Below are 12,736 nucleotides of genomic sequence, written 5' to 3' on the forward strand. Positions count from 1 at the left end.
TCCGCCGCGCTCACAGAAACCGAAAGGAACCAGCCATGGCCACGCCCACACCGCCCGTCACGGCGCCCGCCGCCGCGCCGACCGCCGTCCCGGCGGGCGGGAAGTCAACCCGGCTGCGCAACGGCGAACTCCGCGCCATGGTCGCCAAAACTCTCGCCGACAACCCCGGTGACACGCACACCCCGGGCAGCATCGCGCACACTTTGAACCGATCGTCCGGCGCCGTCGGGAACGCGTGCAAAGTACTGGCAGCCAAGGGGGAAGCCGAAGTCGCTTCGGCCGCACCACTGGCCTACCGGGCCACCGCGACGACAGCGGCCGCCGCCGCTTCCACCATCATTCCCGCCCCGCCGCGCACATCCCGCCCATCAAGCCCGAAACCCACCGGGGCAAAGCCTGCCGCCGCAGCCAAGTCCGCCCCGGCCCGGCGTGCAACCGGTTCTCGAAAGGCAACCGGTCCGGTAAAACGGCCGAACGGGATGGACTATCACCCCCGGTTGCTGTCCGGCATGCCGGACGTGACCGCGCTGCAGCGGTTGCGTGACGTCGGGGTGGCCGCCCTGCTGTACGGACCGCCCGGCACCGGAAAGACGTCGGTGGTGGAAGCGGCGTTCAACGACTGCCTGACCGTGCAGGGCGACGGGGACACCGTGGTCGCCGACCTGGTAGGCGACTACACCAAGATCCCCGGGGGCGACTTCGTGTTCGTACACGGGCCGCTGGTCCGCGCTATGCGCGACGGCGTACCGCTGTTCATCGACGACGCCACGCTGATCCCGCCGACCGTGCTCGCCGTGGTCTACCCCGCGATGGACGGACGCCGCCAAATCACGGTCAAAGCCAACGGCTGCGAAGTCGTCGACGCCGCGCCGGGCTTCTACGTCGTCGCCGGGCACAACCCCGGCGTGCACGGCGCGGTGCTCACCGACGCCCTGTCCTCACGGTTCTCCGTGCACATCCAGGTGTCCAGCGACTACGCGCTCGCCGACCAGCTCGGAGTCGACGCGAAAGCGGTCCGCGTGGCGCGGAACCTGGCCACCCGGCAGGAAAAAGGCGAGATCGGCTGGGCTCCCCAGCTGCGAGAGCTACTCGCGTTCAAGAAACTCGCCGACGCGTGGGACCTCGACGCCGCCGCCGGGAACCTGGTCGGCATCGCGCCGGAAGAAGACCGCGCCACCGTTGCCGCAGTAGTGCGCGACGTCTTCGGAAAGACCGTCACGCCGCTTGCCCTCGGTGCCCGCATCGCCACCAAACCCTGACGCCCCAAGCGGAACCGCGAACCGTCGCGAAAGGACCCGCGCCATGAGTGCCCACTTCACCGCCGACCCGGCCGCCACCGGCGCCGCCGTGTTCCCGGCGCGCCCGGAATGGCTGACCCTGTCCGCCGCGTTCGCCGACGAGGTCCCGGTGATCGCCGACCGCGACGACCTCGTGGTCAGCGTCGCCCCCGGCGCGGGTGGCGGAGCCCCCGCTTGCTTCTATCCGCACCGCGCCCTGATCGAAGTCGACGGCGACCACCTCGGCGTGGACCCGGCGACCGTGAACCCGGCGAACCTGTCCGACCGCCCCCGCTACGCCCCGGCATGGGGCGCCCTGACCCACGAGTGCGGACACGCCAAACACACCGCGTGGGAACCCCCGGACGACGCCCCGCCCGCCGTGGTCGCCGCCGCCATGCTGCTGGAAGAGCCGCGCATGGAAGCGGCCCACATTCGCCGCCGCCCGGACGACCGGCACTGGCTGCGCGCGTGCGTGAAGGGCATCGTCGCCACGGACCTGCACCTGTACGCCGACCCGGCCACCGCCCCGAAGATGGCACCCGCCGACGCCGCGAACACCGCCGCCCTGCTGCTCGGACGAGCCGACGGAGGCGTGCTCACCCGCGCCGAGGTCGCCCCCGTCGCCGACGTCGTCGAGAACGTGCTCGGCGCGGACGTGCTGGGCAAGCTGCGAGCGGTGTGGCGCAAGGCGCTACGGACCCCCGACGATGCCGGCGAGGCCATGCTCGAACTCGGGCGACAGTGGTGCGAGATTCTCGGCACTGACCCGGACGCCGACCCCGACGGCTCTGACATGACACCCGGCCCCTCCGGCGCCCCGGACCCGTCTGCGAGCGGGAACGGCTCCGCCGATCCGTCATCGCTGGCCGATGCGATCGCCGCCGTGTTGAACGGCGTGGCGGGGAAGGTGGCACGGGAGAAGGCGCCCGAGGACCCTGCCGCCGTTGCGGCCGCCCGGGACGAGGAAGAGGAAGCCGCCGAACAGACGGCAGGGAAGGCCGCACACCGAGTGTTCGCCACCGGAGGCCCTCATACCGGCCACACGCGGATGGTGGGAACTCGCCCACCCACCCCGGAGGAACGCACTGCCGCGCGCGTGCTGGCACGGGCTCTGGACACCGCAGGGATCCGAGAGCGGGTCGCGGTGAAGTCCACCTCCGAACTGCCACCGGGACGGGTGCGGATGCGGGGCGTCCGCGCGGCGGAAGCCCAACGCGCCGCCGGGGCGGTGGTGACCGCCGAACCCTTCACCCGGGTCACCCGCACCCCGGTTGCTCTTCCGCCCCTCCGCGTCGGGGTCGCGTGTGACGTCTCCGGGTCCATGGGGTGGGCGCGTGCCCACGTCGCCTCGGCCGCGTGGATCCTTGCCGACGCCGCCCGGCACACCAGGGTTCCCGCCGAGGTCGCCAGCGTGATCTTCGGGCATCACGTGCGCCCGCTGACCCGCCCCGGCAAGCCGCCCGCGATGGTCACCGAATTCGAATCCGATGACAACTGGGAGAACATCCCTACGGCGTTGGACGCGCTCGACGGTGCCCTCGGGCTGTCCCGTCCCGGCGCCGCGCGGCTGGTGGTCATCGTGTCCGACGGCGACTACCGCCCCGACCCCCGCGCCGCTGGGCAGAAGAAGCTCGACCGGCTGCGCGCGTCCGGCTGCGCGGCCCTGTGGCTGACCACGGGCGGCATGTTCGACGCCCCGCTCGCCGGGGCGACCGTCCACCTGCTGTCCGACCCGGCCATCACCGCCCGCGCCATCGGGCACGCGGCCACCGCCGCCCTGCGGGCCACTGCCCGCCGCTAGCTCACCGGCCCCAGCAAGGGAAGGGGCGGAACCGCCGCTCCCTTCCCCAGAACGAGAACCGACAACCTGCCCGACCTAGGAGAAGCCATGAACTCGACCACTGACTTGCCGACGATCACCGCCGCCGGTGAACGGATCGCCGAACGTGTAGGCGACCTCACCGAGGACCAGCTCCGGGCAGGGTTCACCGCAGCCCTCCTGGGACTGGACTACGAAGCTTCCGAGGAAGTGGGCTCCGGCGGCCAGTGGGACGGACCCGCCCTCACCACCCTGAACGCGATGGCTGAAGCGGTGGGACTTCCCGGCGTCGGCCCCGGCGACTTCGACAGCAGCGAAGACTTCCACGTCTAGCGAGCCAGCCGCGTGGTTCGAACCAATCCATTGCCCTGAAGAAGCCCATGGAGGTCACGATGACATCGCAAGGCATGCCCGAGATCGTCGTCCGCCACTTCACCGAGAACCAATGCGAGATCACCGCTGTCGTTGCCGATCCCGCCGACCAGCAGCAAACCGTGTACGGCACCGCCACCCATGAGGGCGCGCTCATCGGCAGCTACTACTGCGCCGACCGTCTCACGGATGACTGGCGCATCGTCACTCGCGACGGCGACCACCTCACCCTCGACGGCGAACTCGTCAACGCGGTCTCCGAAGGCGCAGCCATCCTCGTGCTGACCACCATCCTCACGGCACCCCGTAACGAAGTCGACACTCTGCTGCGGGAAGCAACTCGTCCCCCGAGGTGACCTTAAGCCCGCCCAAGATGAACGGAGATCGGTAATGAACGTGACCATGACAGAACGCGACAGCGCCGCAGGAGCCACTTCGACCCGCTACCACTACACCCGGGTTGTCGCGATGGCGGGCCGCACCGTCCGAGCTTGCGTCGAACGCGACTACTACCTCGGCCACAGCTGCGCCGTGGTGGAGGTGCTCAACGATCAGATGACCTGGACGAGCCTCGCCTCCGACGCGCCCAGCAACTGGTGGTATGACACTCCGACGCCGACTCACCACCTCGACGCCTCTGCCGTTCTCGGCCGGCTCGCGGACGACCTGCTTTACCGCGCCGCGCGCATCGTCGCCTTGCCGCCGACTCCGCTGGCCATGTCGCCTCGCGTACATGGGGCGATCAGCGCACTTTTGGCCACCACCTACCGCTTCGACGGCGAAAGGCGTATCGAACCGGACGAGGTCACCTGGGCCTGTGAGCGCGGGGGAGCCTTGCACATCTTCGAGCACGGTAGCGGCGCCGTCACGTTCACCAAGGCTCATCGGGACGACTGTCCGTTCATCACCAGCTCAGGGGCCCGCGACTGCGACGACGAGTGCGTCTTTCCTGATCCTGCAAGTAGCTCTCGACCGTAGGAGGAGAATACAGTGCTTATTGAACACGACTGGAAGCCCGGCGTGTGGATCGATGGAGATGTTTCCCTCAACGCCGCGCACGCCGACGACTTCGGCGCCTTCGCCCACCACGTCCACGACGACCTGATCACTGCGCAGGCTGCCGGGCGAATCCCTGACCACGTCGGGATCACGGTCAGCGCGTCCACGATCAGGCCGTTGTGGGGAGATGCGCCTGACGTATGGTTCCTGCACATCCGATTCGTCGGGCTACCCGCCCCGGAAGACGCCGCCTCGCGCGCCGAAGTGGCTACCGAAACCTTCGCTGTCCTCGATCGCCGGGGTAGTGGAGAGCTGGCGCCTGACAGATTCGGCCTCTACAGCGGCTCCCTGTTTTTCGTCGACGACCTCGGCCACCCGCGTCACGGCCGGAGTCACAGGCTCTACCCGCCTTCGAAAGTCGGACCACTGTAGAGGAAACCCGAATGGACAACCGAAAGAAGCGTCTCGTTTGGACTGCCCTGGTGATCCTGCTGCCAGGCCCCTGGACCCCGATACTCCTGCTGGCCTACCTGGTCAGTCGCCTCACCGGGGACGGTCAGCCCGTCGAACACCGCCCGCCTCCGCCACCGGATCCCTATGCACTCGTTCCTGGTGCGCCGATTCGAGACCCTTACGCAGCTCCGCTGGAATGATTCTCGGGACGACAAAACCGGACCTTGTGTAGGCCACCGCCACGATGCTGGCGGTGGCCTACACGAGGTCCGGTAGCTACTCGGCGGCGGTCGGGTCCGCCACGTCGGTCTTCGCGGGGTTGATACTGAACCGCTTCGGTGCAGGACAGGTCCTGATCGCGTACCCATTCGCCTCCAGTTTGTCCAATGCGTTGCTCACCGCGCCGCCCGAACGATTCAGCACCTTGCCGATCTGAGCGGGTCCGAAGCTCTCTCCCGGGTTCTCGCTCAGGTAGTCCTCGACAAGGGCGCGCAGGCCACCCTTGGGCAACCGCTTCTTCCCGTTCGGGGCCGGTTCCGCGTCATCGCTCGGAGGAGCGATGGCCTCGTCTCCCTCCTCGATGATGTCCTGGGCCGTGGTCGCGCTGTCTGTGCTGTCCACCGGCGCCGGTTCCTCATCCTCCGACGTAACCACGCCAGTGGCTGTTTCGGTGGGCCGGGTGTCGCTCTGGGACGCCGATTCGGGGGTAGGAACGGACGCCGTGCCGGTCCCTTCGTCGGTCTTGTGCTCGCACGGTCCGGTCAGCGTCCAGGTGTCGGGCTTGTGGCCGCCTGCTCCTGCGGTACGGACGACAAGGCCATCTCGATCCCAGCGGGCCAGAATCTTCCCGGCGGTCGAGCGGCCGACGCCAGCCTCCTTCGCCAGTTCGGCGCTTGTCGAGTCGGGGTGCGTGGTCAGCGCGGTACGTACCTTGTCCTCTGTGGACAGGTTGTCGGCCGGGCCTTCGAGGGGTTGGAGGACGTCGTTGGTGGTGAGACTGCTGTTGTTCTTGCGGGACATGACTGACTCCGTGTTCAGATGAAGTGGATTGGCCATGCCCCGGCCGGGGCTGTCGCCCGCCGGTGCGCATCCGTTAGTTGCGGGCTACATGTCTATGAACGCTTCGTCTCTGCCTCCGTGTCAAGCGATCCGTCAAACAAGATGCGTGTCTCATGTGGACACTCGCAGCTGTCCGCGCGGTGAAAGAACGGACGAGTCACCCGGTTGGGCCACCTGATGGCCTGGTGGCGCCGTAGTAGTCGTCACGTGGGTAGCGATAGGGATGGACTGCCACGGGCCGGCCGAAGTCGGGTGCGTCGATCATGTGGCCGCCGCCGAGGTACAGGCCGACGTGGTGCACGCGCCCAGCGGTGGCGTAGAAGACGAGGTCGCCCGGCAGCAGCGGCTCGCCATCAGGAACGCGTGGGCCGGCGTCGTACTGCGCGGCCGACGTGCGAGGCAGGGTGATCCCGGCGGCGCCGTAGGCGGCGTGGGTCAGCCCGCTGCAGTCGAATCCGGCGTCGCCGTGCAGAGGGCCGTCGCCACCCCAGACGTAGGGGAGACCGCGCTGCCCGCACGCGTAGTTGATCGCCGTGAGAGCCGCCGCAGTGGGCGCTGCGATGGTGTTGCAGTCCCCGCTGCCGGCGTCGTGAGCGCACGTGACGCCGGCGACTGCGGCGACGATGGCCTCGGCCTCGTGCTCGTGGCGGCCGTACGCGTCCGGGGTGCCGGATCGCTGGACGGCCTGGGCGGCGTCGTTGAGGCTCATCTGCTGCCAGCCGGAAACCGTCTGCAGGCGGCGGTAGAACTGCGTGGCCGCGTAGCCGGGATCCATGACCTGCTCGGCGGTGCCCCAGCCTTGCGAGGGGCGTTGCTGGAAGAGGCCCAAGCTGTCGCGATCGCCGTACGCGAGGTTGCGCAACGTGGACTCCTGGATCGCGACTGCGATCGCGATCACCCAGCCGGGCTCGGGAATCTCGAGCTGTCGGCCGACGGCTGTGATCGTGGCGGCGTTGGTCAGCTGATCCGGCGCGAATCCCGGCACCGCGCCGGTCGGCGAGCCCGTGACCGAGCAACTGACTCCGCCGTCGCCGCCGGCCAGAGACGTCACGACAACTTGCGGGATGACGCCGAGCAGCACCGGGAGGCCGACGGCGGCCGCGGCGAGCCCGGCGATCGGTTTGCTTGCCACGACGGAGTCCTCCTGTCGGATTTCGGAGTGCCCGAGGTTCAGCTGGCTGAGGGGCGTCGGGGCTTCCGGGCAACGCGGTTGGGCGTCGCGGGCGGCGGCACCGGCGTGGGCGGCGGAAGGCGGAACGGCGACGCCGCGGGGGAGTCGGGCTCGGCGGGATGGACCCCGGTAGTGACCGTTTCGGCTGGAGGAGCGATGCCTGGCCAGGCGCCGACCAGCTCGGCGAGGCTGTAGCGAGGGCCGGCGCGGTCGGCTCGCGCGGTGGTCAGCGGTAGCCAGACCGCGCTGGCAGGGCTCGGATCGGTGTCCGATCGGCTGAGCAGGTCGGCCGCGGCCGTGGCGACCGGGACGGTGCGCGGGTGGTCGAGCTGAGCGTGCACGCGTGCGAGAGCGGCCCGGGCGCCGGCCTCGCGGCGGCTGGAGGGGAGCCACAGCAGCACGGGGGTCGCGATACCGGTGGAGTCGGCCAGCCGCGCGTATCCGATGAGCTTGCGGCCGACCTTGGTGAGCGCCTCGGTTCCGGTGTCGTACTCGAGGAACCACTCCATCACGTCGTCGCCGGTACGCCAGCGGCCGTAGCCGTCGGGGATGACGAGGTCGCCAAAGTGGCGTGCGCAGCGGGCCTCCGACCACCAGGTCACCAGTTCTCCCGGCCAGCGGGAGCGGTGCTTACCGGCGATGAGCGAGGTGAAGAAGTCGCCGACGCCGATGGTGTGGGCAAGGCGCTGGTTGTGGGCAATGGCCATGGCGCGGTCGTGGCGGTAGCCGAGGTCCTTGACTTCGAGGCCGTGCTCGGCAGCCAGGACGGCGGCACCGGCTGGCCCGAGGACGTAGTGCATCGGCGCGGAGCCGAGCTGCCGGAACGGCTGGAACCGGCTGATCACGCGCCACAGGTACAGGTCGCGCAGCCGTTGGCGGGCGGAACGTTCCGAGGGAAAAGCACAGTCCTGGATCTGGCGGCTGGTGAGCACGCGGTGCTCGTGCAAGAGGGTGAGGAGCCACTTGTCGCGGGCGGTGAGCCGAGCGGCCAGCATCGCCTGGTGCTCGATCGAACTCGCGATCCGCACGGTGGCGCGGCCGGGCAGAGGCGCGCGCAATGCGTGCTGGCGGGTCGTAGTGGTGATCACCGGAAGCCCCTCTCGGATGGACGTTTCCCTGCTGTGGCCGACATGTCGATTCGGATCACGAGGCGCTGCGGCGCGGGTCGGTCTTGGGTGTCCTCGTCGGACGCACTGTTCGCGTAGTCGAAGGTCCACACGAGCTCGTGCGAGGGCCTGTTGTCGAGTCGGCTGCGGTCATTCCTGATCTGCGCCGGGCCCGCACGGCCGCGCGGAGTTTCCGTGACCTGCCCGGAATCGGGTCGGGCATCGGGTTGGTGAGCATGGTGAAGGGCTCGGATTCGCCGCCGTTGGTGACCAGCCGCGCCGCGGCGTGGTAGGTGTCGAGATGGGACAGGTCGTGGGCGGACAGCCGCGGTGCGGTGTGCTGGGCGAGTTCGCGGGCGTCTTCGGGGGATGCGGAGTAGATGATCTTCGAGCGGGCGTTGGTGGACAGCCCTTCCTTCAGCTCGCGGTGCAGCTGAGCCAAGTTCTGGTGCGCGAGGGTCCAGCCCACGTGGTAGCCGCGGGACTCGGGGAGGATGTCTTCCAGGGAGTACGGCATGTTGAGGAAGTTGTGGAACTCGTCGACGACGACGCTGGCGTCCGGCCGGAGCCGTTGCGGAGTCCGGGCCCGTGCGGTGGCCGCCTGCCAGGTGCGCGCCACGATCAGGGATCCGACCAGCCGGGTGGTTTCGTCGCCGAGGGAGCCCTTGGGGATGCGGACGAGGCAGATCCCGCCCTCGTTGAGCACTTGTGCCATGTCGACGGTGGAGCGGCCCCCGGCGATCGCCTCTTTGACGAACGGCCGCAGCAGGAACGCGCGCAGCTTGTTCATCAATGGGGAGATGATCTGGGAGCGGGAGCTGTCGGTCAGCTCTTCATAGCCGTCCCAGAATCCGGTGAGGACCGGGTCGGTCAGCCCGGTGGTGATGCGGGCCCGGAACGCGTCGCTGGTGAGCAGCTTCGGGAGGTCGGCGAGTGTGGGAACGCCTTCTTGCGCGCGCAGGGTCAGGCAGGACACGCGCATCAGGTCGTCGGTGCGCGGGCCCCAGAACGCGGAGTAGACGCGCCGGAACACGGACACGACGTTGTCGACTTCGCGGTCGGTGTCCTCGCCGTCGAGCGGGTTGATGATCGGCGGGCGGTGCATCGAGTCGGCGTCGAAGAGCACGACCCGGTCCGCCGCGGCCAGCGGAATCCGGTTGAGAACGTCGGTGACCAGGTCGCCCTTGGGATCGACCACCACGACGCCGCGGCCGTGTGCGACGTCGTCGAGGACCAGGTTCCCGAGCAGGGTCGACTTGCCCGAGCCGGTGGCGCCGATGATGTGGATGTGCTGGCGGGCGTCGGTCACGCGCAGCCCGACCGGGCGGCCGTGGCCGGTGTCGGCTCGCCCGAGCGGCTTGACCTCCGGTCCCGGCGCCGCGACCGACGGTGGCGGGGCGACTGCTCGTGCGCCGGCGCGTTCCACGCCGGGTATCTCGGCGTCGATAGGCAGGTGCGCGAGCGCGGCCAGCTCAGGGACCGACAGCAGGTCGCCGCGCTCGAGTCGACGTTCGGCGAGAGCGCGAGCCGGCTGGGGCAATCGGGTGCGGCGGTAGTAGTTGTGCTCGGTGTAGGCGGCGAACGAGGCCGCCAGCGCGTGTGCCCGGCCGCGGGCGGTGTCACGGGTCCGCCGCACCGCGTCCTCGTCGGCGCCGGCGGGCAGATCGGCCGTGACGGCGTAGCGGACGAGCGTCTCGTACTGAGAGCCGCGCTGTTTGCTCACGATCGCCTTGTTCTGCGCCGAATATTCCAAGGACAGCTGCGGGTCTTGACTGATCCGCCGAGCGTCGGCCGTCCGCCCGGACCGGGTAGCCCGCCCACCCGGAGTGAGGGCGTCGAGCAGCCGACCGCCGAGCCGGGCGGAGGAACCGCGGTGGACCCGGCGGGCCGCGCGGCGGGCCTGGGCGACGCGGCGGCCGGTGACCGGGCGGGCCAGCACCTGGACGCAGGCGTGCTCGTCGCGGCCCAGCCCGACGGGGGCGCCGAGCAGTCCGCGGATCGGGTCGGCGTCGAACCCGGTCCTGATCGGCAGCGATTCGGAGCGGGCCAGGCGCAGTTGCCCGCCGACGGTGATCCGCCGCCGGCCGGTGGCCAGGCAGGGGAAGGGTGAGATGGCCGGTTCGGTGCGAGTGTGGGCGCCGGGCCAGGCCGCTTCGATCGCACGCTCGACCAGGCCGGGCGGGATGACACCGGGAACCCAAAACCCGATGGCGACGCCGTGCTCGCCGAACACGTACTCCATCCCCACGTGCGGCTGCCCGGCCCACAACCGCCGCCAGGCCGGACGCAGCAGCCCGACGAGGTTGGACCAGACCGCGGCCCCGCCGGCCGGGTCCACCGTCGGTGGCGCGAGCACCGTGATCCGCCGGGCGTCCGCGAGCAGCGCGGCGTGCCGGCGGATCCGCCACCAGCGCCGGGTCACAGCCGAGCCCGCGAGAACCACGGCCAGCGCCGAGATCGCCACCGGTGCCCATTCCAGGGCGACGTCGCGGAGTGCGGACAGCACGGTGAGGACGGCGTTGCCGGGATCGCGCAGGTAGTCACCCACCCAGCTACGAGGCACCGGTGGTTGGCCCCAGAGCTGCAGGTCAGGACACATCGAGATCGACCTCGCTCTGGACCTCGGTCCCCGGCTGGTCCACGGTGCCCAGGTCGATGTAAGCCTCGGCGTGCGGTGATTCTCGGATGTCTGGGAGGTCCTCGGCGAAGCCGGCGAGTTCGGCCGGGTCGGTGGTGACGAGGTAGTTCTCTGCGGGGGAAGCCAAGGACTGGAAGGCGACCCGCTGGGTGCCCGAGGACAGCAGTCCTTGACCGCGGTCGGCGGAGAGCAGGAACTGCCGCTCACCGGCGGAGAGGTCGAACGCCGCCGCGATCTCCTCGATCGCCTGCGGTGCTTGACGCATGAGGATCTGGGTGGCGGCGTTCGCGACGACGGCCTTGCCGACCTCGCTGCTGAGCACGTCACCGGCATCCTGGCTGGCAACCGTCACCCCGCCCCAGTGTTTGCGCAGCGCCTTGGCCATCCGATACAGGTAGCGAGCGCCGTCGGGTTGCTGCATCAGCAGCCATGCCTCGTCGATGACCACGAGCCTGCGCCGTCGATGCGCCGGGTTGGACACTCGCCGCCACACCGCGTCCAGCACCAGTAACGTCCCGATCGCGCGCAGCTCATCGGGCAGGTCGCGTAGCGAGAACACCACGAGATGCCCGTCGGGCGCGGTGGAGGTGGGGCCGGCGAAGAGGTCGCTGAAGGCGCCGTCGACGAACGGGTGCAACCGGGCCGAGAGGTCCGCGGCGACGGCGTCACCCGCGTCGCCGGTCGCCGCCAGGGCATCGCGCAGATCCCGCAGCAGCGGCGCCGGTCGAGTCCAGGTACGTGGGGCGTCGGTGATTCCGGCGCCGGCGTAGGTGGCGATGATGGCCGTGTCGAGCGCGGACCTTTCTGCGGCGGTGATCTCGACGCCGAACAGGACGGCGAGAACGGTGTGCAGGAACAGGCTGCGCCTGCGCAGCGCATCGGGCGGTGCGGTACGGCGGCCGCCGGAGTCGGTGTGGATGGGCAGGTCGAACGGGTTCAGCCGGACGCCGTCGGCGCCGAGGTGCAGGTAGGTGCCGCCGACCTGGGTGGCAAGGCGGGCGTATTCGTCCTCGGGGTCGATGACGAACGCCTGGATGCCGCTGTAGAGGCTGCGCAGCGTCTCGAGCTTGACGAGGTAGCTCTTGCCGGAGCCGGAGCGGCCCAGGATGACGGAGTTGTAGTTGTCGCAGGCGAAGCGGTCCCAGTGCACCAGACCGGCGGAGCCGACGTTGTAGCCGTAGAGCACGCCGGCCGGGGTCGCGGTGGCCGGGTCGGTCGGGGGCAGGTCGGGTGAGGTGAACGGGTAGGCCGCCGACACGGCGGCGGTGTCGAAGGTGCGGGTCAGCCCGAGCGGATCGAGGCCGAGCGGCAGCGTGGACACCCAGCCCTGCAGCGCCCGGTAGGTGGCGGGTTTGGCGTCCAGGAGCAGGGACGCGCACAGCGACCGCAGCGCCGAGACCTCTTCGGTGAGGGTGCGCTCGTCGGGGGCGTGGATGGTGAGGTAGAGCCCGAACCGGAACAGCCGGCCTTCGCCGCGGGCCAGGCGCCGGGAGAGGTCGGCGGCGTCGTCGGCCGCGGCGTCGAGGTCGGGGTCGTCGAGCCGGTCGTGGCGGGCGTTCTGGCGGCGGGAGGATTCGAGTTTGGCGCGCTGGCGGCGCAGGCCGGTGGCGGCGGTGGCCGGGTCGACGGGCTGGATGTGCACGGAGACGTCCAGACGGGCGGGGTAGGTCAGCAGCGGGGCGAGCCAGCCGGGGTAGACCTCCTGCGGGTAGCCGGTGATCCCGAAGGAGGCGACGAATTCGTTGCCGATTTCCAGATGGCGGGCGGCGACCGACAACGAGTCCGGGGTGAACGCTCCCGCCGACCCGCTGCGGGCCGTGGTGGTGTGTCGAGCCATGG

11 protein-coding genes are annotated in these 12,736 nt (G+C 70.1%); 6 read left to right on the forward strand and 5 right to left on the reverse strand.

The features are described 5' to 3' along the window. The first annotated feature begins 35 nt into the window (after positions 1-35). From MUY22_RS31710 to MUY22_RS31735, 6 genes are all read left to right on the forward strand, one after another. Positions 36-1,259: an AAA family ATPase gene (locus MUY22_RS31710; RefSeq protein ID WP_247050729.1), complete on the forward strand. Its 1,224-nt coding sequence runs from the start codon at positions 36-38 to the stop codon at positions 1,257-1,259. 43 nt (positions 1,260-1,302) lie between these two features. After that, the gene (locus tag MUY22_RS31715; RefSeq protein ID WP_247050731.1) at positions 1,303-3,081 is read left to right on the forward strand and encodes a vWA domain-containing protein; all 1,779 of its coding nucleotides are present in this window, start codon (positions 1,303-1,305) and stop codon (positions 3,079-3,081) included. Positions 3,082-3,168: 87 nt separating this feature from the next. Continuing rightward, positions 3,169-3,432, forward strand: a complete 264-nt coding sequence (locus MUY22_RS31720; protein WP_247050733.1) for a hypothetical protein — start codon at positions 3,169-3,171, stop codon at positions 3,430-3,432. A gap of 74 nt (positions 3,433-3,506) precedes the next feature. Continuing rightward, entirely contained in the window at positions 3,507-3,827 is a 321-nt protein-coding gene (locus MUY22_RS31725) for a hypothetical protein (RefSeq protein WP_247050735.1), read from the forward strand. A 34-nt stretch (positions 3,828-3,861) separates the two neighbouring features. Further along, the gene (locus MUY22_RS31730) at positions 3,862-4,449 is read left to right on the forward strand and encodes a hypothetical protein (RefSeq protein WP_247050737.1); all 588 of its coding nucleotides are present in this window, start codon (positions 3,862-3,864) and stop codon (positions 4,447-4,449) included. Positions 4,450-4,461: 12 nt separating this feature from the next. Then, positions 4,462-4,902 carry a hypothetical protein gene (locus tag MUY22_RS31735; RefSeq protein ID WP_247050739.1) on the forward strand — a complete coding sequence of 147 codons (441 nt, stop codon included), beginning with the start codon at positions 4,462-4,464 and terminating at the stop codon, positions 4,900-4,902. Between the two features lie 297 nt (positions 4,903-5,199). Here MUY22_RS31735 and MUY22_RS31740 read toward each other — a convergent pair whose 3' ends face one another. The 5 genes from MUY22_RS31740 to MUY22_RS31760 all read right to left on the reverse strand — a co-directional run bounded on the left by MUY22_RS31740 (position 5,200) and on the right by MUY22_RS31760 (position 12,734). Beyond that, positions 5,200-5,943 (reverse strand): MarR family transcriptional regulator, encoded by a 744-nt coding sequence (locus tag MUY22_RS31740; protein WP_247050741.1) that lies wholly within the window; start codon positions 5,941-5,943, stop codon positions 5,200-5,202. Positions 5,944-6,139: 196 nt separating this feature from the next. Then, complete coding sequence (locus MUY22_RS31745; RefSeq protein ID WP_247050743.1) at positions 6,140-7,114, reverse strand: C40 family peptidase; 975 nt, start codon at positions 7,112-7,114, stop codon at positions 6,140-6,142. Between the two features lie 38 nt (positions 7,115-7,152). Further along, positions 7,153-8,241, reverse strand: a complete 1,089-nt coding sequence (locus MUY22_RS31750) for a replication-relaxation family protein (protein WP_247050745.1) — start codon at positions 8,239-8,241, stop codon at positions 7,153-7,155. A gap of 55 nt (positions 8,242-8,296) precedes the next feature. Continuing rightward, positions 8,297-10,858 (reverse strand): type IV secretory system conjugative DNA transfer family protein, encoded by a 2,562-nt coding sequence (locus MUY22_RS31755; protein ID WP_247050748.1) that lies wholly within the window; start codon positions 10,856-10,858, stop codon positions 8,297-8,299. Beyond that, entirely contained in the window at positions 10,848-12,734 is a 1,887-nt protein-coding gene (locus MUY22_RS31760; protein WP_247050750.1) for a VirB4 family type IV secretion system protein, read from the reverse strand. The genes MUY22_RS31755 and MUY22_RS31760 overlap by 11 nt, the downstream gene beginning before the upstream one ends. Positions 12,735-12,736 lie beyond the last annotated feature (2 nt).

The organism is Amycolatopsis sp. WQ 127309 (assembly GCF_023023025.1).
Classification (GTDB): Bacteria; Actinomycetota; Actinomycetes; order Mycobacteriales; family Pseudonocardiaceae; genus Amycolatopsis.

Bases quoted from the DNA above. Each gene is read 5' to 3' on its own strand.
- MUY22_RS31740 (WP_247050741.1), bottom strand. From the start codon at position 5,943: ATGTCCCGCAAGAACAACAGCAGTCTCACCACCAACGACGTCCTCCAA.
- MUY22_RS31755 (WP_247050748.1), bottom strand. From the start codon at position 10,858: ATGTGTCCTGACCTGCAGCTCTGGGGCCAACCACCGGTGCCTCGTAGC.
- MUY22_RS31730 (WP_247050737.1), top strand. From the start codon at position 3,862: ATGAACGTGACCATGACAGAACGCGACAGCGCCGCAGGAGCCACTTCG.
- MUY22_RS31720 (WP_247050733.1), top strand. From the start codon at position 3,169: ATGAACTCGACCACTGACTTGCCGACGATCACCGCCGCCGGTGAACGG.
- MUY22_RS31760 (WP_247050750.1), bottom strand. From the start codon at position 12,734: ATGGCTCGACACACCACCACGGCCCGCAGCGGGTCGGCGGGAGCGTTC.
- MUY22_RS31715 (WP_247050731.1), top strand. From the start codon at position 1,303: ATGAGTGCCCACTTCACCGCCGACCCGGCCGCCACCGGCGCCGCCGTG.
- MUY22_RS31725 (WP_247050735.1), top strand. From the start codon at position 3,507: ATGCCCGAGATCGTCGTCCGCCACTTCACCGAGAACCAATGCGAGATC.
- MUY22_RS31710 (WP_247050729.1), top strand. From the start codon at position 36: ATGGCCACGCCCACACCGCCCGTCACGGCGCCCGCCGCCGCGCCGACC.